A 19,712-nucleotide genomic window follows, 5' to 3' on the forward strand; every position below is an offset into this window, starting at 1 on the left:
CAAGGGGGTTTCGCTGCTTGAGCTAGACCATTTTTCTGACTTCAGAATTAATACTTTTCTGCCCAATAAAAAAGCCAGTCATACAATTCCGACTAAGCTGATTAGGCTTCACCTGATGCCACTTTATCATAATGGATTGAAGAGGACAAGCCGAAGATTCTGGTATTACCATTAATTGATATTTATTAAATTATCCATTCATCACAAACTATATAAGCAGACCATTACAGAAGGGAGGATTTACGTGCGGATTATATTTACCGCTGCTGCGGCCTTATCGTTTTTTCTGATTTCCTTATGTACAGTCAGTGCCGAAGAAAATGCAGCTGATATATATAAACAAAGAATGGCCTTATATAAAAGAGTAGAAGCTGTAACGAACATTCCGTGGTATTACCTTGCGGGGATCGATCAGTATGAAAGGAATGTCCGGCAGTCAAGAAGGGACATTCCGAAGGCTGAAGGAATTACAGGAATCTACTTTAAACCTGAGGAATGGGCGGGAATTTTGAATCCAAATCCCGCTGATGAAAACCCAACATCCATTCAATTTTTCAATGGTATTGGATTTGACGGGGACGGGGACGGTAAAGCCAGCTTGAAAAGTGATGAAGATGTTCTTCATTCCTTTGCAAATTTCCTTCTCTCTTATGGTACAGAGCATGATAATTTAAAAATTGGATTGTGGAATTATTATAAGCGCGATAAAGCTGTTGGCATTATCATTGGTAAAGCCCAAATATACAAACAGTTCGGCCGTCTTGACCTCGATGATCACGCTTTCCCTGTTCCCTTGAGGAGCAATTACAGCTATAGAAATACCTGGGGGGACGCCAGAGGCTGGGGCGGAAGACGGATTCATGAAGGAACCGATATTTTTGCTGATTACGGGGTACCTGTCCGGGCTACCTCCTACGGAATAGTAGAGATGAAAGGCTGGAATAAATATGGAGGATGGAGAATCGGCATCCGTGACATTAATAATAATTACCATTATTTCGCCCACTTAAGCGGATTTGCCAAAGAGCTTAGAGTCGGCCAAATTGTCGAACCCGGCATGATAATAGGCGGAGTAGGAAGCTCGGGATATGGGCCTCCAGGCACATCGGGGAAATTCCCGCCACATCTTCATTATGGCATCTACAAAGACAACGGCTATACGGAATGGTCCTACGATCCCTATCCACACTTAAGATTATGGGAAAGACAGGATCGGATCAAAGCCAGAAGAAAGTAAAAAATAAAGGACTGCCCACTAACCAGGCAGTCCTTCAATGTTATTTAGCTTTTCTTGCTTCGGACACAGCATTTAGTATACTTACTGCAAGGCCGCCCCAGATAATGAGTATCCCAACCACCATCATTGTAATTGCACTTCCAGACATTATTGAGATTCCTCCTTATCAGCTGGTATTAAAAGCTTAGACTGTGTATCATTCATTTTAATAGCCATAAACACAAATCCTAAGATAATGGCTCCTATTGCTACTCCCCATCCGGAATAGAGAAGGAAGCTGGTAGGGTACCCTTCATAATTATCTTTAATATTCGTAATGATGTTTTGAACCATCATATATCCAAGAACAATTGGCGTAATTGCTGTCAAGCAAACCTTCCACCACGAACCAAGTTTGATATCAGAAACAGCATCTGCATGGTTCTGAAGATTTTTCAACTCTTTTAACACCCAGCCTACAATAACCACCTGTACTAATCCTGCTAAGGCAACACCAAATTGGTTGATGAAGTAGTCTGCTGCATCAAGGAAGTATAAACCGCCCTGTGTCGCAAAGAGGATGGAGATAACAGCAGATAAACCTCCGCCTACAAGAACTGCTTTATTACGTGAAACATTAAACTTATCCTGAACACCAGCAACAAATGTTTCAACAATCGAGATTAACGATGTTAAACCGGCAAGTGTTAAACAGATAAAGAAGAAAGAACCGAATAAGCCATTAAAAGCCGGGAATTCGTTAATGATCTGCGGGAATACAACGAATGCCAATCCTACACCTGATGATACTACCTCATTAATGCCTACACCCTGCTGTGCAGCCATAAATCCAAGTGCAGCAAAAACCCCGATACCCGCAAGAAGTTCAAAACCGGAGTTTGCAAAACCGGTAATGAAGGCACTGTTTGTCAAATCCGTTTTCTTTGGAAGGTAGCTTGAATAGGTTACCATGATGGCAAATCCAATTGATAAACTAAAGAAAATCTGGCCGTAGGCCGCTACCCATACTTTAGGATCCGCTATCATTTCCCAGTTTGGCTTAAAGAAAGCATCCAACCCAGCAATAGCCCCATCAAGAGTCAATGCGCGAACAACAATAATTAAGAATAAAACTACAAGGACAGGAATAAAGATTTTGTTCGCGATTTCGATACCTTTTTTGATCCCTTTAAACAGAATTCCAAGCGTCACAACCCAGACAATAACTAACGGTATGAATACTCCAGGCACAAGCCCGCCTACATCTCCTGGTGTTTCTGCAAGCTTTAAATATTCTCCAAAGAGGAATCCGTTTGGATCGTCACCCCATTTAAGGTTAAACGAGAAGCCTGCGTATGACATTGCCCACGCGATGATAACTGCATAATATGTTGAAATGACAAATGAAATGGCGACCTGCCACCAGCCCAGCCATTCGTATTTTTTACTTAATCTTGCATAAGATAATGGTGCTGATCCGCGATACTTATGGCCAATTGTAAATTCCATAATTAAAAGCGGTATACCTGCTGTCAGCAAGGCAAACAAATATGGAAAAAAGAATGCTCCCCCTCCATTATCATAAGCAACTGCCGGGAAACGCCAAATGTTTCCTAGACCAATTGCAGAACCCACAGCTGCCATAATAAACCCAGCTCTGGACCCCCACTGCGGACGATTATCCATAGTAAATCCTACCCCCTGTAAATATCCCCAATTAAAATGAACAATGGGAACTTTTTATATTTTCAGATAATTAAATCTAACTAAGCCTAGTATAGCTAGTTTTTGATATTCTGTCAAAACATTATTTTCCTAATAGTAATATTTTTCGAAATAATTGATTTTAACACAATACTAGAGTAAAGTATCGACGAAAATTAATATATCCCTATTTTAATTTCCATTTGTATTCCACCCGGTCAGGAGTTATCTCACCAAAACTGACCTAGTAATTTCTTGTCCTCACCCCCTTTGTTAAATTTATTCTTGGATCTTAAAAACTTTCACTATTTGTTCAGATAATTCAAAATAAAAATATCGATATGCCAAAATTAACCTCGTTTGGTCTTCGTGGCCACGGGAATACAGCCAATATGCTTAGAAATTTCCAAAGATAGCATAAACAGAAACTACTGAGGAGGTTATTTACAAATGGATACCAATATTATCGGAGTTTATAATTCACAACGAGAAGCGGTAAATGCCATTCAAGAACTGCAAAGTGACGGATACCCTGTTCAGGAACTTTCGATCATTGCACAGTCAGAACATCTGGATACGTCTCTAGAAGATAAAACCGGTGTTCATACAGAAACCTTCGAGACTAAGAATAGAGACAGCAGTGAAAGTGCAGGTTTCTTAAATAGTCTGGCATCATGGTTTGATGATGACCGCATGAGCAGCAACTCTGCAGGTGAAAAGTTCAGAGAACTGGGGATGTCAGAAGATGAGGCCCGCAAGTATGAAACGTATGTGAACGAGGGTAAAATCATTTTATACAGTGATAGAAAAGATACTTCAACCAGCTTTACCAATGCTGGAACTGCTGAAGCCAAAGCGCACAGCACGTACACAGGCGGATATGATGAGCTAAGAAATTCAGCTGCAGATGATGAACAATCATTAAAACTGCGGGAAGAACAGCTTGATGTGTCGAAGGAACGTGTACAAGCCGGAGAAGTTGAAGTCCAAAAGGACGTTGTAGAAGAACAAAAAACAATAAATGTACCTGTCGAGCATGAAGAAGTATATGTAGAAAGAAGAAAAGTGGATAATCCGGATGGCGCAGGCGTCTCACCAATCTCTGACAATGAAACAATCAGGATTCCTATTACAGAAGAGCGTGTGGAAGTCTCCAAAAAGCCCGTTGTCACCGAAGAAATTGTCGTAGGCAAACGGGAAGTTAAGGAAACACAGCAGGTCAAGGAACATCTTAAGAAAGAAGAAGTACATTTTGAGGGCAGCCGTGAACACATTACAGAAGATGAAGACTTAAATAGAAAAAGCAATAACCTATAATATAGAAGGGCCCTTCGAGGGAACCTCTTCATTTATGTTGGACAGCATCTAAATAGGCCTTCTCTCAAAGAGAAGGCCTATTCTATAGGGGCTTTAACTTGCCCTGTTTTCCTGCCAGGTTTCTTTTTTGCCGCGGGCAAGGAAAGCAAATGCAGCTACAAGAACAGCCACTGAAAGTAATGCGATAACAGTGCTGCCGGTAAATCCGATGACCAGATATCCAACAGCAGCGATTCCTGCTGATATCAATGCATATGGAAGCTGGGTCATAACATGATCAATATGGTTACACCCTGCCCCGGTCGAGGAAAGAATCGTTGTGTCGGAAATCGGTGAACAATGGTCCCCGAATACCGCACCCGCAAGGACAGCTGACATAGCCGGCAACAGGAGAGTAATATCTGTTGCAGCAGCAACGTCTCCTGCAATCGGAAGCAGGATGCCGAATGATCCCCATGAAGTCCCGGTACTGAATGCCATGATTCCAGCAATGACAAATAGTAAGAACGGAAGCCATGAAGTGCTCATATTAGAGCTTTCCACAATACCTGCCAGATATTTTCCGGTCTCCAGACGGCCGATTAAGTCAACAATCGCCCAGGCAAACAGTAGGATATAAACAGCGGGAAGCATTGATTTTACGCCTTCCCATACCCCTTTGCCAAAAACATTGGCATTAACGCCTTTCAAAATAAAGGCCTGGCGGAAGAATAACCCCAATGAAACCACTAGACCTACTAGACCTCCAAGGATAAGAGATTTTGAGACATCTGTATTCTCAAATATTTGTAAAATAGTCGCATTTCCTTCTACAGCCTGTGACCCTGTCCAAAGCATTGCACCAACTGTACCAGCGACAAGAGCAATAATCGGCCATACAAGATCTCCGACCGAGCCTTTTGAGCTTGTTGGGAGATCATCATTTAGTTCACCCGGCGCCGGCTTCTCGGGATCCATTACAAGCCCCTCCTCAGCCGCACGCTTTTCATGCACCCTCATTAGGCCAATTTCCAGGCCTCTTATTGCCACTATGAATACAATGGCAAGTGTAGCCCAAACATAAAGATTCATAGGAATCATTTGAATAAACGCTGAGAAAGCGGAATACTCGGTAACATTATGAGCAGCAAGGATTGTCCCAATCAGCGCAATAATGTATGCACCCCAGCTAGATACTGGTGAAATTACACAAACAGGGGCTGAAGTGGAGTCAATCAGGTATGCCAGTTTCGCACGTGATACGCGCTGGCGGTCTGTAATAGGACGTGAAATCTGACCGACTGCCAAAGCATTGAAATAGTCATCTATGAAAATAATAATACCTAAAACAGCTCCGACAATCTGTGCACCTGCACGGGTCTTGACCCGCTTCATTGCCCATTCCCCAAATGCGCGGCTTCCACCTGAAATAGATATAAATGCAGTAATAACACCTAATACAAGCAAGAAAAATATAATATACACATTCCAGGTGTTCAATGCTCCATCTGAAATAAAAATTGCTTTTACAGCATCCCATATAATACTGAATGTCTCAGTGATGCTGAAGTCAGCCAGCAATAATGCCGCTGTTACAATCCCCACTCCCAATGACAGCAATACGCGCCTGGTCAGGATAACCATAGCGATTGCTACCAAAGGCGGCAACAGGGAGAAAATCGTGTTAGTCATTTTTTGTCCTCCTCTTGTTTTTTGGACAACCGCAATGCGGCATGTCCGTTTTGCAATCAGGGGAACAACAAGGATGATGACAAAAACCAAAATAAAAAAAGAGTAACGATAGAGAAGAATCTATCATTACTCTTTTGAAGTAATTAGTTTCTCCATCACGATCTGTAGCTCCCCATTATGAAGGCTTTCAAAAAGTATATTCATACTTTCCCCACATAATGACAGTGTTACTCCTATTCGAAGTAACCCCAGCAAAAATAGTTCTGACTCACTACTCATGCTTCGGCAACATTCCCTTTCGGCTGCGATCGTCGTTGTCATCCTCACACAGCGTACTTATGAATCCTGCACCTCTACCCCATCGGATATGATAAGGTTTTTATGAAATTATAGTAGAATTTTATCAAAATACTAATCTATTTGCAAGCGTTATTGACCGGCTGGTATTTCTATTGATGGCGAGGTGCCCCTTCCGCCATTGTAAAATTGCGGAACCTTTCCTGGGTAAATGCCATAAGCAGCCAGCACATCCTCCTGTACTGTAATAATTTTGGTGGCAAAAGGAATGATAATTTGAACCTGCACATCCAGGCGGACCAGTACCTTCACTTCTACATTATTTATGCCGTGATCCTTTGTTTCAGTTATAAAATTGGAGGTAACAGAACCGACTGCATTGAATTTTATCGGTATCCGGGGACCCAGGTTACCAAGGAGTGCATTATTGGTTGCCTGGCCAAGCGGAACGTAATACACAATTCCGTTTGAGTGCCGCATTTCCTCCGTATTGATTTCCACGTCTGTAAAGGACTCCAAAGCATCCAAATCGCCCTTTTCCGCTTTCTTAATATTATCTTGAACCAGTTCTGTTACTTCTGCTTTAACTCTATTCAGCTTTTCCACGTTTATGCTGACAACGCCGCTCTCGCTTGCTTCAAACATATCTTCCAAATCCATTACATTAGTAATTTTTTTATTAATCGCATTGTTTATCACCAATGATGCAATTTTCCTTGTCTGTGAATCGGCATAGCTCATGAGTGTTGGCTTAAGCCCTTCATTGATAATCCAGAGGCCGGCAGCTGTTGAGATTACGAAGAATATAAAGGTCAAAAGAAATACATAGCGAAATGGAAGTGGGCCTTTCCGGGGCAGGCGGCCGCGAAATTTTGCCAAAACAAATCCCCCCTTTACAAGCTATATGTATGCTGTAAAGGAGGGAACTAGGCTCAAAAATCCAAAATAGTTTAGGACAGTCTAACGGGCAGAAAGCCCCCATTGATTAAAGTTCCACTTTATTGTTGTATTAGGGTCGTATCGCAGCCTGTAATAACAGAATTCAATTCAAGTCCTAAATCTGCCTCATATGGCTTTACATACCTGCCCTCTTCTTCAAGTATCCGAATGACAGGCCTGTCGCTAAGTCCCGGGTTCTGCCGGCAGACAACACCTTTTCTTCCATCATTCAGCTCGACCGTAACACCAATTGGATACACGGCTACTGCTTTTCGGAAAACTTCAATGACTTTCTTATCAAATAATTTCCCGGCACCTGCATACAGAACTTCCAGCCCTTCGTGAGGGAGCATAGCCTGCCTGTAAATGCGGTTGGATGTTACTGCATCAAATACATCCGCAATCGCAATTATTTTACCGAAATCATGAATCTCGCTCCCCTGGAGGCCGCGCGGATAGCCTGAACCATTTAATCTCTCATGATGCTGAAAGGCACAATGCGCAACAAGGAGAGGTATCGTCTCTACTTTTCTTAATATATTAAATCCATCTTCCGGATGCTTCTTAATTGATTCAAACTCTTCTGCTGTCAATTTACCCGGTTTCATAAGAATATCTGCAGGCACCTTCATCTTTCCGATATCATGAAGAATGGCACCCAGACCCAGAATTTCCAGCTCCTTTGGCAGGAGCTGAAGCTTCATCCCGATTGCCAAAGAATAGAGAGTCACATTGAGGGAATGTGTAAATATATAGTGATCATATGTATAAACGTCAGACAAGATCGTAAGAAGCTCTTTATTTCCCCTTATTTCAATAATCAGCTGCCGAATCAGCTCTGAGAGCCGCTTTGACGCATTCTCAATTACAAGTGAGGCGGACAACTCTTTATTTGCTTCTACTTCCTTTAGAACGGTTTCTATGGTTTTAATAGCCTGCTTGCGCATTTTAGGTGTCAGTGGGTCCCTATATTGGATATCCTCAGTGCGCAAATCTTTGATATACACATAGGTAATGCCCATTTCCTGCAATTTATTTATTAATATATCAGCCAGCTCCACACCTTCATGCAAAAGAACCTGACCCTTGTCATTATATATAGCTTTGGCCAAAACACTGCCAGTCTCAATTGTATTGGTTGCTGCTAATCTCATATGTATCTCCCATATCCTTTTTTCACTGCTATTTTATATTTCGGGAATTATTTGGTTTTATTTACATTATACGACAAAATTCCTGCATTGGCGGAAGTTCTTATCAAAAGAAGCGATTTTTTAGTAAATTCCGATTATTTTTGCTGTGCCTGCCTTTAATCCGGACTGCTTTTTTAGTCAATTATCTATTTATGTGCGGATAGCCTTACTTTATGTGCGGATAATGTTTTTTCTGTGCGGATAGCCTTACTTTATGTGCGGATAATGTTTTTTCTGTGCAGATAGCCGACTTTTATGTGCGGATAAATAATTTTATGTGAGAATATCCATTTTTGCCTACGCTCTATACCTGTCCCATGCTGTACACTTTTTCCGCTTTTCGAGACTGTCGCCTTAGCTTCCTGGACGCCCCGCTACTTCTGCTAGATCACACCCATCAAAAAAAGACATGCCTCTTAAGGGCATGCCTTTAAATCATTTTGAGAAGTGCTTCTTTCCCGATCGTTCCTTTGACAATGCCCAGTTCCTCGGCTTCATAAGTGACAGATTCAAGCGGGGCATTTAACAGTTGATCTATCGTTTTTACACCAACAGCCCTGCCGGCAATTACTTTGCGGTCCTTAAGCTTCTCATTCAGCAAAGCTACATCCAGGGCTCCGCACATGATATACCCTTTATCATTTGTCACCACCAGCAGATTAGTCTTAGGCAGCTGCACCGAAACACTCAAAAAAGTGTGACCACCTATATCAATCGGCTTCAAATCAATCATACCTGCACCCACTCCTTTCCTTTTCCCTTACACAATATGTACGGACATGGGAAAGGGTGAACGGTGAACGGTGACAGGCACCTATACCAGTTGGCTGAAGTGGTATAGGTGCCTGTCACCCGGTTTAAAATAAATCCAGCTGTCTGGGAGCGAGCTGCTGATATTCGATATCGAGCATTTTGATCATTTGTTTAGCATTGTCTGCTGCGTCACCGCCGGAGTTGTTGTTGAAGACGACGAATACATTTTTGCATGTTTTCTCGAGATTTTTTAGATGTTCTGCCCATTCTGCCAGTTCTCTTTCGTTATAGCGGTACAGATAGCGGACCTCCCGCCAGTTGTCCGCATTCTTTTTTTGCCAGCCGTGAATGTTACGGCCATGAAACCGAACAAGAACCTTATCAGGACTGGTTGTTTCCAGGACCATTGGAATAGAACCCTCACCGGCTTGAGGTTCGTCACAGATGCTGTGAATCCAGTCTTCCTCTTTCATAAAGCTTAGCGTGCCTTCCCTAAACTCCGGCCGAAACCAAGATTGATGCCTGAACTCCAGGGCACAGGGGATCTCCCCCATCTGCTCCCTGCACCAGCGAAGGTAATCGACATTGGCCTTTTTGCAGTCGAACCATGGCGGGAATTGAAACAGCACCATAGCCAGTTTGCCGGATTCGATATATGGCTCCAATGAATCTTTAAACGCCTCAAACATTTCATCTTTGCTTTCAAATGGGATTTCGCCTCTCTGGTGCCCAGTCATGCCCTGATAGGCTTTTACAATGAATTGAAACCCATCAGGGGTGTCTTTTACCCATTTCACGGAGTTGCGTTTTGGCTGCACAGCATAAAATGCAGAGTCCACCTCGACGGCCGGGAAATGGCCGGCGTACTCCTTTAATTTATCTCTTGGCGAGATGGAGCCTGTATAAAGACTGTCATGATCGCCCCAGCCTGTTACGCCTATGATAATCATTGAAACACCTCCGATTGGCTTTAGTCTTTACAAATTAAAATGAAAACTAAATTAGCATTTATCAAAGTGATATATCTTCACTTTAACAGTTTAATCATCACTTTTCCAAAGATAGAAAGAACCTATTTTATATTTAAAAACCCGCTTACCATAGCCGGTAAACGGGTTCATTAATATATCTATTAACCGATAGAACCTTCCATTTCAAACTTGATCAAGCGGTTCATCTCTACTGCATATTCCATTGGAAGCTCTTTCGTAAATGGCTCGATGAAGCCCATTACGATCATTTCTGTTGCTTCTTCCTCAGAAACTCCACGGCTCATAAGGTAGAAAAGCTGTTCTTCTGAAACCTTTGAAACCTTCGCTTCATGCTCAAGAGAGATGTTGTCGTTCAGGATTTCATTGTAAGGAATCGTATCTGAAGTTGACTGGTTATCCATGATTAGCGTATCGCATTCGATGTTGGCACGTGCACCTTCCGCTTTACGGCCGAAGTGAACGATTCCGCGGTATGTTACTTTACCGCCCTGCTTGGAAATCGATTTTGATACAATTGTTGAAGAAGTGTTTGGTGCAAGGTGAATCATTTTCGCACCTGCATCCTGGTGCTGCCCTTTACCAGCTAATGCAATGGAAAGGGTCATACCGCGTGCGCCTTCTCCTTTAAGAATAACTGCCGGATATTTCATTGTCAGTTTTGAACCGATGTTTCCGTCAATCCATTCCATTGTTGCGTTTGATTCACAAACCGCACGTTTCGTAACCAGGTTAAATACGTTATTTGCCCAGTTCTGAATGGTAGTATAACGGCAATATGCGTCTTTTTTGATGATGATTTCAACAACCGCACTGTGAAGTGAGTTGGTTGTGTAAACAGGTGCTGTACAGCCCTCTACGTAGTGTACATGTGCGCCTTCATCAACAATGATTAATGTACGCTCAAATTGCCCCATGTTCTCAGAGTTAATGCGGAAATATGCCTGCAATGGCGTATCAACCTTAACCCCTTTAGGAACATAGATGAACGATCCTCCAGACCAAACTGCTGAGTTCAATGCAGCGAACTTGTTGTCTGTCGGAGGGATAACCTTTGCCCAGTGCTCACGGAAGATATCTTCATTTTCGCGAAGAGCTGAATCTGTATCCTTGAATACGATTCCCTTTGCCTCAAGGTCTTCCTGCATATTATGGTAAACAACCTCTGATTCATACTGTGCAGAAACACCGGCAAGATACTTCTGTTCAGCTTCAGGAATACCCAATTTATCAAATGTCTGTTTGATTTCTTCAGGAACCTCATCCCAAGAGCGTTCAGTTTTTTCAGAAGGCTTTACATAATACGTAATTTCATCAAAGTTTAATGACGCTAAATCTCCGCCCCATTGCGGCATAGGCATGTTATAGAAATGGTCCAGTGATTTTAAACGGAAGTCAAGCATCCATTGTGGCTCTTCCTTCAATTTTGAAATCTCTTCAACAATTTCTTTTGTCAAACCGCGTTTTGATCGGAAAATGGAAACGTCTTTATCGGCAAAACCATACTTATAATCGCCGATCTCAGGCATTTTTTTTGCCATCGTCGTATTCCTCCATTCATATTGGAAAGGGTTAACCCCCTACCAATTCATAGTTTTTAAGCACACAAGACAGACGAAAAAGTTTTCAATCAAACGTTTGATTGATTATTCCTGTTCTTCTTTCGTGCTCACGCCTTTTTCCATTGCTTTCCATGCCAAAGTGGCGCATTTGATTCGGGCAGGAAATTGGGAAACTCCTTGAAGAGCTTCGATATCGCCAAGATCCAAATCATCTTCATCATATTCTTTTCCCAGCATCATGTCAGAGAAAACTTTGGAAAGCTTTAAGGCTTCTTCAATATTTTTACCCTTGATCGCCTGGGTCATCATGGAAGCTGAGGACATTGAGATGGAACATCCTTCGCCTTCAAATTTCGCATCAGCTACTATACCGTCCTCAAGCTTCAGCGTCAATTGAATACGGTCCCCACAAGTAGGGTTATTCATATTGATCGTCAAGCTGTCATCTTCAAGTACCCCTTTGTTACGAGGGTTTTTATAATGATCCATTATAACCTGGCGGTAAAGGGTATCTAAATTTTTAGAAGACATCGCTGAAATACTCCTTTGTTTTGACAAGCCCTGAAACAAGCTTATCAATATCTTCTTCCGTATTGTACAGGTAGAAGCTTGCACGTGCAGTTGCCGACACCTTAAGCCACTTCATGAGCGGCTGTGCACAATGATGGCCGGCGCGGACTGCAATTCCTTCTGCGTCCAATACAGTAGCCACATCATGTGGATGAACATCATCTATATTAAACGTAACAAGACCTGCGCGTTTCGAGGCTTCTTTAGGCCCATATATGGTCATTCCGTCTATAGTAGACATTTTCTCCATAGCATAAGCGGCCAGCTTGTGCTCGTATGCCTCGATTTCGTCCAGGCCAATTTGCTCAAGGAAATCAATAGCAGCTCCAAGTCCAATGGCACCTGCAATAATTGGCGTTCCTCCTTCGAATTTCCACGGAAGTTCCTTCCATGTCGATTCATAGAGGCCGACAAAGTCGATCATTTCACCGCCAAATTCAACCGGCTCCATTTTTTCAAGGTGCATTTTCTTTCCGTATAGAACACCAATGCCGGTAGGGCCGCACATCTTATGGCCGGAAAAAGCAAGAAAATCACAATCCAGATCCTGAACATCAATTTTCATATGCGGAGCGCTTTGAGCACCATCCACTACCATGATTGCGCCATTTTCATGAGCGATTTTTGCAATTTCCTTAATCGGATTCATCACACCCAGGACATTCGATACCTGCATGATCGATACAATCTTCGTATCAGCCGTAACAGTTGTTCTGACATCCTCAAGAGAAATAGTTCCGTCTTCCTGCAGAGGAAGGTACTTTAATGTGGCACCCGTCTGTTTCGCAACCTGCTGCCAAGGAATAATATTGCTGTGGTGCTCCATATAGGAGATCACAATTTCATCTCCTTCAGACAGGTTAGCGCGTCCGTAGCTTGCTGCCACTGTATTGATGGAAGTTGTTGTTCCTCTTGTGAAAATAACTTCCTCAGTAGACTTCGCATTAATGAATTTCCGCACCTTTTCCCTGGCGCCTTCATAGCCATCGGTTGCTCTTGTGCCCAGCGTATGGACGCCTCTATGAACATTCGAATTATATTCCCGGTAGTATTTATCAATCGCCTCAATTACCGGAACAGGCTTTTGGGAAGTAGCAGCACTGTCCAGATAAACAAGAGGATTTCCATTGACTTCCTGATCCAGGATGGGAAACATTTGCCGAATCTCACGGGCATTCATTATTTTACTTTCCTTTCAATAACGGCAGTCAGCTGCTTTTTAACGCCTTCGATTGGAAGAGCATTAACAACAGGTGCCAGGAAGCCGTGTATAACAAGACGTTCAGCCTCTTTTTGGGAAACACCGCGGCTCATTAGATAATATAGCTGCAATGGATCCACACGGCCAACTGAAGCTGCGTGTCCTGCTGTTACATCATCTTCATCGATTAATAAAATAGGGTTAGCATCCCCACGCGCTTTTTCGCTTAACATCAGTACGCGTGACTCCTGCTCGGCATTTGACTTGGAAGCTCCATGCTCAATTTTGCCGATTCCATTAAAGATGGATGAAGCAGAGTCTTTCATAACCCCATGCTTTAAAATGTAGCCTTCGGAGTTCTTTCCGAAATGCACTACTTTCGTTGTAAAGTTTTGAGTCTGTTCTCCGCGTCCTACCACAACTGTCTTAGTATCGCCAAAAGAACCGTCTCCAACAAGGTTCGTTGTATTGTCTGAAACTGTATTGCCATCGTTCATTAATCCAAGAGCCCATTCAATACGGGCATCACGGCCTGCAACCCCGCGGCGGTTCACATAAGCTGTAGTTCCTTTAGCAAGCGTGTCAACTGCACCATACTGCACTCGTGCATTGGCACCTGCAATGACCTCTGTAACAATATTGAAGATGCCGTTTGCTTCCTCAACTACAGAAATATAGTTTTCCACGTAAGTAACTGAGCTGTTATCATCAGCTACAACCAATACATGGTTGAACAGGTTTGCCTCTTTATCATCATGAATATATACAGCCTGAATCGGAGCTGAAATTTCCACATTTTTTGGAACGTACAAGAACGCTCCACCGTTTAAAAGAGCCGCATGCAAAGAGGTTAAACGGTGTTCGTCCGTTTTAACGCCATCCTTCATAAAATATTTCTGAAGGAGCTCACTGTGTTCTCTTGCCGCTGTAAAGATGTCTGTGAAAATAACACCTTTTTCCTGCAGTTCTTTAGATACAGTCAAATGCGTTGGTCTATTATTGCGTTGAATATATAAATTTTGATCTCCAGCTTCTGTATCAATCAGATTTCTAACATCCTCAGGAAGATCGTTTAGAGACGCAAAGTCTTCGCTTCCGACAATATGCTTTTCGAACTGTGTGAAGTTCCATTTATCTATTTTCGTTTTATCAGGCTTTGGCATTGGCAGGCTTTCCGCGTCTGCAAGCGCATTTAGACGGAGTTCTGTCAGCCATGCCGGCTCGCCCATATCTTTTGAAAAGGAAGTAACATATTCCTTATCAAATGGTAGTTTTATTTCCGTTGTCATAGTGATCCCCCTAACGCTTACGCTTCTTGCCCAACTGTTTCGTCTTCAATGCCCAATTCTTTCTTAATCCAGTCATATCCTTCAGCTTCTAAGCGCTGTGCAAGCTCCGGTCCGCCTGATTTTACAACGCGGCCTTGCATCATCACGTGAACATGGTCAGGTGTGATGTAGTTAAGAAGGCGCTGGTAGTGTGTGATGATTAAGCATCCGAACTCTTCACCGCGCATTTCGTTGATTCCTTTTGAAACAACTTTCAATGCATCGATATCCAAACCGGAGTCGATTTCATCCAGGATAGCCATTTTAGGTTCAAGCATCATTAATTGAAGAATTTCATTGCGCTTCTTTTCTCCGCCTGAGAAACCTTCATTAAGATAACGCTGAGCCATGTCAAGATCCATTTCCAGGAACTCCATCTTGCTGTCCATTTTGCGGATAAATTTCATAAGAGAAATTTCATTTCCTTCTTCAAGGCGGCTGTTAATTGCAGAACGTAAAAAATCGGCATTTGTTACGCCGCTGATTTCACTTGGATATTGCATTGCAAGAAAAAGTCCGGCACGTGCGCGCTCGTCAACTTCCATTTCAAGAACATCTTTACCATCCAATGTGATGCTGCCCTGTGTTACTTCGTATTTCGGATGCCCCATGATAGCAGAAGATAAAGTAGATTTACCTGTACCGTTCGGCCCCATGATTGCGTGAATTTCTCCGCCTTTAATCTCAAGGTTAACACCTTTTAGTATTTCTTTTCCCTCAATAGCAACATGAAGGTCTTTAATTGTAAGTACTGATCCTGCCATAATATATACCTCCGTCAATAAAAGAAGATTTGTAAATCGGTTTCATCCGCAAATCTCTATTCTCATTTTATTCTCATTACAATCTTATAACAAATCAAATATCATAGCAACTCTTTGAGACCATTAACAAACTTTTCAAACGAAAATGTTTAGAAAGCCTGCAGATATAGATTTTATCATATAAATTTCTTGTCATCAAAGAGTGAATTACCGGATACCAGCATGTCCTGTCTATTTTTTCCCGGTACTGCATTTTCATGTATTGCAAAAAGAAAACCAGTGCATCATTGGCACTGGTTACTATTTACTTCATTATTATATATACCTATGACTTAGGAATGAATTTTTCTTTCAAGATCTGCAACTAAGCGCTGGCTTTGAAGATAATCTTCTTCACGTCTTTTTTCAACTTCCATTCGAATATCATGTTTCCGGCTGTACACTTCATATCCAACTCCATGGGCAGCTTGCATAGCTTTTTCCATTTCACTCGTGTAGTTCAGCTGTAACTGACTGATAATGAATCAATCCTTTCGGTTTTTATGCTTTTCAGCATTTGTATTACATCTAAAATCTTAACACTCACACTATACCCCGCACAAAGCGGAAAAAACCTGATTTTATTAGCAAAATAAGGAATGAGATCCGGTGAAACGCTTTCATGCTTCCCATCCTTAGAATACTGGCCGAATGCTCTGGATTAATGGTTGGTTGTATAAATTTTCTGAAAAATATTTAATCTAAGAGAAAACTCCCGCTATCAAGCAGGAGTTTATTTTCAGTGATTTTGCTGATTCAATTCGGTCATGGCCTCCTGGACTAGTGTAACCGCCTGGCTCATGGCAGCTCCGCCACCAAAAGCTGCTGTTACTCCTACTGCTTCAAGAATCTCTTTTTCAGACGCCCCTTGGTCAATGCAGCCTTTCGTGTGGTAGATAATACAGTATTCATCCTGAGAATATAAACTGATTCCGAGCGCAATCAGCTGCTTCTCTTTTTGGGATAGTACACCTTCTTTAAAGCATGCTTCTGTAAAAGCATTATAATGCTGTGCCAAATCGGGCATTTTTTCAGTAAATATACCTAATCCGACTTTATAATCATGCAGGGCTTCTTCTATTGAGTTTGAAGGTTCATGATAATGTTCCATCGGTCTCCACTCCATTTCAAATAGTATCAAGGTTAGTATGTTTGATTGCTTTTCAATCTATACTGCTGGAAGCTGGGTTGCTGAAATACAAAAAAAACAGGCGCTGTGAACGCCTGCATTTCTGCTTTATTCAGATACCGGCACAACAGCACCTTCATATTTTTCAAGAATGAAATCCTGGATTTCTTTTGAACGAAGCACTTCAACCAGAGCTTTAATTCCTTCTTTTTCTTCATCACCTGTGCGTACTGCAATTACATTCACATATGGTGAATCTTTGTCCTCAATAGCAATTGAATCTTTAAGAGGATTTAATCCTGCATCAATTGCATAGTTGGAATTAATCAGAACTGCATCTCCTTCTCCATTATTGTAGATCTGAGGAAGAAGTGATGCTTCGTATTCAGTATCAAACTCTAATTTTTTCGGATTATCTTTAATATCTTCTAATGTTGCTTCTGTTTTTTCAACATCTTCATTTAAAGTGATAAGTCCCTCATTTTCAAGCATGGAAAGGATGCGGCCATGATCTGCGACTGAGTTGCTCATGATGATTGTTGCACCCTTAGGAAGCTCCTCGAGATTCTTGTACTTTTTGGAATACACTCCGATTGGTTCAATATGAATTCCGCCTGCATTCGTAAAATCATATCCATGCTCAGCCTTTTGTGACTCAAGATAAGGAATGTGCTGGAAGTAGTTTGCATCAAGCTCTTTAGATTCTAGAGCCTGGTTAGGCAATACATAATCTTGGAATGTTACAACATCAAGTTCAAATCCTTTTTCTTCAAGTAACGGCTTTGCTTCGTCAAGAATTTCAGCATGAGGGATATTGGAAGCCCCCACTGTAATCTTTTTGCTATCTTTACTATTTCCGCCTTCACCGGATTTGCCGCCTTCTTCTGAAGTGCCGCAAGCTGCAAGTACAAGTGCAACCGCCAGTGCAAAAGCAAGTGATAACCATTTTTTCATGTAAATCTCTCCTTATCGTTTGTCTAATTTAGTTGTAATGATATCTCCAATAAACTGGATAATAAATACGATGATTAAAATAATAACGGTCGCCATAAGCGTCACATCACTACGGCTCCGTTGGAATCCTTCCAGATAAGCCAGATTTCCAAGTCCCCCGGCACCGATAACACCAGCCATTGCCGTGTAGCCAACCAGCGCTATAGCTGTCACGGTAATTCCCGAAACAAGGGCAGGCATTGATTCCGGAAGCAGAACTTTCCAGATGATCGTGCTTGTTTTTGCACCCATTGACTTGGCAGCTTCAATTACCCCTTTGTCAATTTCCCTCAAGCCAATTTCCACCATTCGAGCATAAAACGGGGCAGCACCAATAATTAATGCAGGCAGTGCTGCATCCTCCCCAATCATTGTTCCAAGCAGAAACTTAGTAAATGGGATTAATAACACAATCAGAATGATAAATGGAATCGAACGGAATACATTGACGAAAGCTGAGATAATTTTATTGATTGCTGCATTTTCCCAGATATTCCCCTTTGAGGTCAAAAAGAGCAGCAGCCCCAAAATCGCTCCTAAAATAAAGGTTGCAATAACAGAAATAGTTGTCATATAGAGAGTCTCTACAGTAGCTTCCCACATGGAGTCCCATTTTACATTTGGAGACCATTCATTAAGCATTGGAAATCACCTCCACGCCCACCTGCTGAGAATGGATATATTCGATCGCTTTTGCAACTTCCTCTGCTTCTCCATCAACATGGATGAATAAGGTACCGTAAGAACCATTCTGCGTCTGGGAAATCTTTCCCTGAAGGATATTAACTGTTACCTGGAAGTGACGGATCAGGTTTGTAATCAATGGCTGTTCAGCTGATTCACCGACAAATCCTAATTGGACTACTTTTCCTTTAGGATACAAATCGACCAGATGATCAATTGTTTCCTTCGTTTCTTCCGGCTCTGTCACCTGCTGGACAAACCGTTTTGTAATCCCTGCTTTGGGATTCTTAAACACATCCAATACAGGACCGATTTCCACAATGCGTCCGCCTTCCATAACAGCAACCCGATGGCAGATTTTACGGATCACGTGCATTTCATGAGTTATAAGGACAATGGTTAAGCCCAGCCGTTCATTGATGTCTACGAGCAGCTCCAAAATGGAATCCGTTGTCTGAGGATCAAGGGCAGATGTCGCTTCATCACAAAGGAGCACTTTGGGATTGTTGGCAAGAGCTCTGGCAATTCCGACCCTTTGCTTTTGACCGCCGCTCAGCTGAGATGGGTAGGCATCTTCCCTGCCTTCCAGACCGACGAGTTTAATGAGCTCGTCTACTCTTTTGAGCCTTTCCTGCCGGGAAACACCTGCGATTTCAAGCGAAAATGCTATATTTTCTCTTACTGTTCTTGACCATAACAGGTTGAAATGTTGGAAAATCATGCTTATTTCCTGACGAGCTTTTCTCAGCTTGCTTCCCTTTATCTTTGAAACCTCATTACCTGCTACAGTAACACTGCCATGTGTAGGAATCTCCAGCCCATTCAGCATGCGGATTAGGGTGCTTTTACCTGCACCGCTATATCCGATAACACCGAATATTTCTCCTTCTTTCACCTCCAGGTTAACCTCATCTACTGCTTTAACCTGGCCTTTATTTGAAGAAAATATCTTCTGTACATCTTTTATAGTAATCAACGTGATAGTCACCTCTTTTATCGAAAGATACAGATAATAATTAATAGACTGCTTTTATTCCCTTATCTTTTACTCCTCATAGGCTTTCATGCGCAAAAGCAAAAATGCCTTTCTGCAGATGAGCAGAAAGGCATAAAGAGATTTAGTCCTTTCTCTCATCTATCAAAGCTATGCTTTGAGTGAATTGGCACCATTTCAACTAATTGACGGTTGCCGGGCTTCATAGGGCACTTCCCTCCACCTCTCTTGATAAGAGCGTTACGTTCTATATTCAATTAATACTTTAAATGAATTAAGCAGTTTTATAATTACTTTTGCTATCATATCATAGCCATTAAAAAGGTGTCAACGATGAAATTTCAAACTTTCGGAATAAAGCGAATGGGA

19 protein-coding genes and 2 riboswitches are annotated in these 19,712 nt (G+C 42.1%); of the genes, 2 read left to right on the plus strand and 17 right to left on the minus strand.

Translation table 11 applies throughout. The annotated features are described in order from the left end of the window. Positions 1 to 244 precede the first annotated feature (244 nt). On the plus strand, positions 245 to 1,237 hold the full coding sequence (locus M3205_RS07205; RefSeq protein WP_396105315.1) for a M23 family metallopeptidase: 993 nt from the start codon (positions 245 to 247) through the stop codon (positions 1,235 to 1,237). Between the two features lie 40 nt (positions 1,238 to 1,277). Here the strand turns inward: M3205_RS07205 and M3205_RS07210 are convergent, their stop codons facing one another. Continuing rightward, positions 1,278 to 1,385, minus strand: coding sequence for a methionine/alanine import family NSS transporter small subunit (locus tag M3205_RS07210; RefSeq protein ID WP_251169289.1), 108 nt, complete (start codon positions 1,383 to 1,385; stop codon positions 1,278 to 1,280). Next, on the minus strand, positions 1,385 to 2,902 hold the full coding sequence (locus tag M3205_RS07215) for a sodium-dependent transporter (RefSeq protein ID WP_251169290.1): 1,518 nt from the start codon (positions 2,900 to 2,902) through the stop codon (positions 1,385 to 1,387). Before M3205_RS07215 ends, M3205_RS07210 begins: the two co-directional genes overlap by 1 nt. A 468-nt stretch (positions 2,903 to 3,370) precedes the next feature. On the opposite strand from M3205_RS07215, the gene M3205_RS07220 reads away from it, so the two are divergent. After that, on the plus strand, positions 3,371 to 4,237 hold the full coding sequence (locus M3205_RS07220; RefSeq protein WP_251169291.1) for a YsnF/AvaK domain-containing protein: 867 nt from the start codon (positions 3,371 to 3,373) through the stop codon (positions 4,235 to 4,237). 93 nt (positions 4,238 to 4,330) lie between these two features. Here the strand turns inward: M3205_RS07220 and M3205_RS07225 are convergent, their stop codons facing one another. From M3205_RS07225 to M3205_RS07295, 15 genes are all read right to left on the minus strand, one after another. Next, entirely contained in the window at positions 4,331 to 5,908 is a 1,578-nt protein-coding gene (locus M3205_RS07225; protein WP_251169292.1) for a Na+/H+ antiporter NhaC family protein, read from the minus strand. Positions 5,909 to 6,065: 157 nt separating this feature from the next. After that, positions 6,066 to 6,272, minus strand: a riboswitch (Lysine riboswitch). 65 nt (positions 6,273 to 6,337) lie between these two features. Continuing rightward, positions 6,338 to 7,084: a sporulation protein YunB gene (gene yunB, locus M3205_RS07230; RefSeq protein WP_251169293.1), complete on the minus strand. Its 747-nt coding sequence runs from the start codon at positions 7,082 to 7,084 to the stop codon at positions 6,338 to 6,340. A gap of 119 nt (positions 7,085 to 7,203) precedes the next feature. Continuing rightward, positions 7,204 to 8,298 (minus strand): HD-GYP domain-containing protein, encoded by a 1,095-nt coding sequence (locus M3205_RS07235; RefSeq protein WP_251169294.1) that lies wholly within the window; start codon positions 8,296 to 8,298, stop codon positions 7,204 to 7,206. Positions 8,299 to 8,767: 469 nt separating this feature from the next. After that, the gene (locus M3205_RS07240) at positions 8,768 to 9,070 is read right to left on the minus strand and encodes a YunC family protein (RefSeq protein WP_251169295.1); all 303 of its coding nucleotides are present in this window, start codon (positions 9,068 to 9,070) and stop codon (positions 8,768 to 8,770) included. 124 nt (positions 9,071 to 9,194) lie between these two features. After that, complete coding sequence (locus M3205_RS07245; RefSeq protein ID WP_251169296.1) at positions 9,195 to 10,040, minus strand: DUF72 domain-containing protein; 846 nt, start codon at positions 10,038 to 10,040, stop codon at positions 9,195 to 9,197. Between the two features lie 182 nt (positions 10,041 to 10,222). Then, positions 10,223 to 11,620: a Fe-S cluster assembly protein SufB gene (sufB, locus tag M3205_RS07250; protein WP_197205210.1), complete on the minus strand. Its 1,398-nt coding sequence runs from the start codon at positions 11,618 to 11,620 to the stop codon at positions 10,223 to 10,225. Positions 11,621 to 11,725: 105 nt separating this feature from the next. After that, on the minus strand, positions 11,726 to 12,172 hold the full coding sequence (sufU, locus tag M3205_RS07255) for a Fe-S cluster assembly sulfur transfer protein SufU (RefSeq protein ID WP_251169297.1): 447 nt from the start codon (positions 12,170 to 12,172) through the stop codon (positions 11,726 to 11,728). Next, entirely contained in the window at positions 12,162 to 13,391 is a 1,230-nt protein-coding gene (locus M3205_RS07260; RefSeq protein WP_251169298.1) for a cysteine desulfurase, read from the minus strand. Before M3205_RS07260 ends, sufU begins: the two co-directional genes overlap by 11 nt. Beyond that, positions 13,391 to 14,701: a Fe-S cluster assembly protein SufD gene (gene sufD / locus M3205_RS07265; RefSeq protein WP_251169299.1), complete on the minus strand. Its 1,311-nt coding sequence runs from the start codon at positions 14,699 to 14,701 to the stop codon at positions 13,391 to 13,393. Before sufD ends, M3205_RS07260 begins: the two co-directional genes overlap by 1 nt. Before the next feature lie 17 nt (positions 14,702 to 14,718). Next, positions 14,719 to 15,504: a Fe-S cluster assembly ATPase SufC gene (sufC, locus tag M3205_RS07270; protein ID WP_035329355.1), complete on the minus strand. Its 786-nt coding sequence runs from the start codon at positions 15,502 to 15,504 to the stop codon at positions 14,719 to 14,721. 332 nt (positions 15,505 to 15,836) lie between these two features. Then, on the minus strand, positions 15,837 to 15,989 hold the full coding sequence (locus M3205_RS07275; protein ID WP_169799774.1) for a hypothetical protein: 153 nt from the start codon (positions 15,987 to 15,989) through the stop codon (positions 15,837 to 15,839). 293 nt (positions 15,990 to 16,282) lie between these two features. Continuing rightward, positions 16,283 to 16,654, minus strand: coding sequence for a carboxymuconolactone decarboxylase family protein (locus M3205_RS07280; protein ID WP_251169300.1), 372 nt, complete (start codon positions 16,652 to 16,654; stop codon positions 16,283 to 16,285). Between the two features lie 126 nt (positions 16,655 to 16,780). Next, positions 16,781 to 17,626 (minus strand): MetQ/NlpA family ABC transporter substrate-binding protein, encoded by an 846-nt coding sequence (locus M3205_RS07285; RefSeq protein WP_251169301.1) that lies wholly within the window; start codon positions 17,624 to 17,626, stop codon positions 16,781 to 16,783. 12 nt (positions 17,627 to 17,638) lie between these two features. After that, a complete protein-coding gene (locus M3205_RS07290; RefSeq protein WP_251169302.1) occupies positions 17,639 to 18,307 on the minus strand; it encodes a methionine ABC transporter permease in 669 nt (222 codons plus the stop codon). Further along, on the minus strand, positions 18,300 to 19,325 hold the full coding sequence (locus M3205_RS07295; RefSeq protein ID WP_251169303.1) for a methionine ABC transporter ATP-binding protein: 1,026 nt from the start codon (positions 19,323 to 19,325) through the stop codon (positions 18,300 to 18,302). The genes M3205_RS07290 and M3205_RS07295 overlap by 8 nt, the downstream gene beginning before the upstream one ends. A gap of 152 nt (positions 19,326 to 19,477) precedes the next feature. Beyond that, positions 19,478 to 19,581, minus strand: a riboswitch (SAM riboswitch). Between the last annotated feature and the right edge of the window lie 131 nt (positions 19,582 to 19,712).

Origin of the sequence: Cytobacillus firmus (assembly GCF_023715565.1) — a bacterium.
Classification (GTDB): domain Bacteria; phylum Bacillota; class Bacilli; order Bacillales; family Cytobacillaceae; genus Cytobacillus; species Cytobacillus firmus_C.

What these genes read in the sequence shown, in the direction of transcription:
- M3205_RS07225 (WP_251169292.1), bottom strand. Translation starts at nt 5,908, where the DNA reads ATGACTAACACGATTTTCTCCCTGTTGCCGCCTTTGGTAGCAATCGCT.
- sufC (WP_035329355.1), bottom strand. Translation starts at nt 15,504, where the DNA reads ATGGCAGGATCAGTACTTACAATTAAAGACCTTCATGTTGCTATTGAG.
- M3205_RS07285 (WP_251169301.1), bottom strand. Translation starts at nt 17,626, where the DNA reads ATGAAAAAATGGTTATCACTTGCTTTTGCACTGGCGGTTGCACTTGTA.
- M3205_RS07275 (WP_169799774.1), bottom strand. Translation starts at nt 15,989, where the DNA reads ATGGAAAAAGCTATGCAAGCTGCCCATGGAGTTGGATATGAAGTGTAC.
- M3205_RS07220 (WP_251169291.1), top strand. Translation starts at nt 3,371, where the DNA reads ATGGATACCAATATTATCGGAGTTTATAATTCACAACGAGAAGCGGTA.
- M3205_RS07280 (WP_251169300.1), bottom strand. Translation starts at nt 16,654, where the DNA reads ATGGAACATTATCATGAACCTTCAAACTCAATAGAAGAAGCCCTGCAT.
- M3205_RS07245 (WP_251169296.1), bottom strand. Translation starts at nt 10,040, where the DNA reads ATGATTATCATAGGCGTAACAGGCTGGGGCGATCATGACAGTCTTTAT.
- M3205_RS07240 (WP_251169295.1), bottom strand. Translation starts at nt 9,070, where the DNA reads ATGATTGATTTGAAGCCGATTGATATAGGTGGTCACACTTTTTTGAGT.
- M3205_RS07260 (WP_251169298.1), bottom strand. Translation starts at nt 13,391, where the DNA reads ATGAATGCCCGTGAGATTCGGCAAATGTTTCCCATCCTGGATCAGGAA.
- sufB (WP_197205210.1), bottom strand. Translation starts at nt 11,620, where the DNA reads ATGGCAAAAAAAATGCCTGAGATCGGCGATTATAAGTATGGTTTTGCC.
- M3205_RS07290 (WP_251169302.1), bottom strand. Translation starts at nt 18,307, where the DNA reads ATGCTTAATGAATGGTCTCCAAATGTAAAATGGGACTCCATGTGGGAA.
- sufU (WP_251169297.1), bottom strand. Translation starts at nt 12,172, where the DNA reads ATGTCTTCTAAAAATTTAGATACCCTTTACCGCCAGGTTATAATGGAT.
- sufD (WP_251169299.1), bottom strand. Translation starts at nt 14,701, where the DNA reads ATGACAACGGAAATAAAACTACCATTTGATAAGGAATATGTTACTTCC.
- M3205_RS07235 (WP_251169294.1), bottom strand. Translation starts at nt 8,298, where the DNA reads ATGAGATTAGCAGCAACCAATACAATTGAGACTGGCAGTGTTTTGGCC.
- M3205_RS07215 (WP_251169290.1), bottom strand. Translation starts at nt 2,902, where the DNA reads ATGGATAATCGTCCGCAGTGGGGGTCCAGAGCTGGGTTTATTATGGCA.
- M3205_RS07210 (WP_251169289.1), bottom strand. Translation starts at nt 1,385, where the DNA reads ATGTCTGGAAGTGCAATTACAATGATGGTGGTTGGGATACTCATTATC.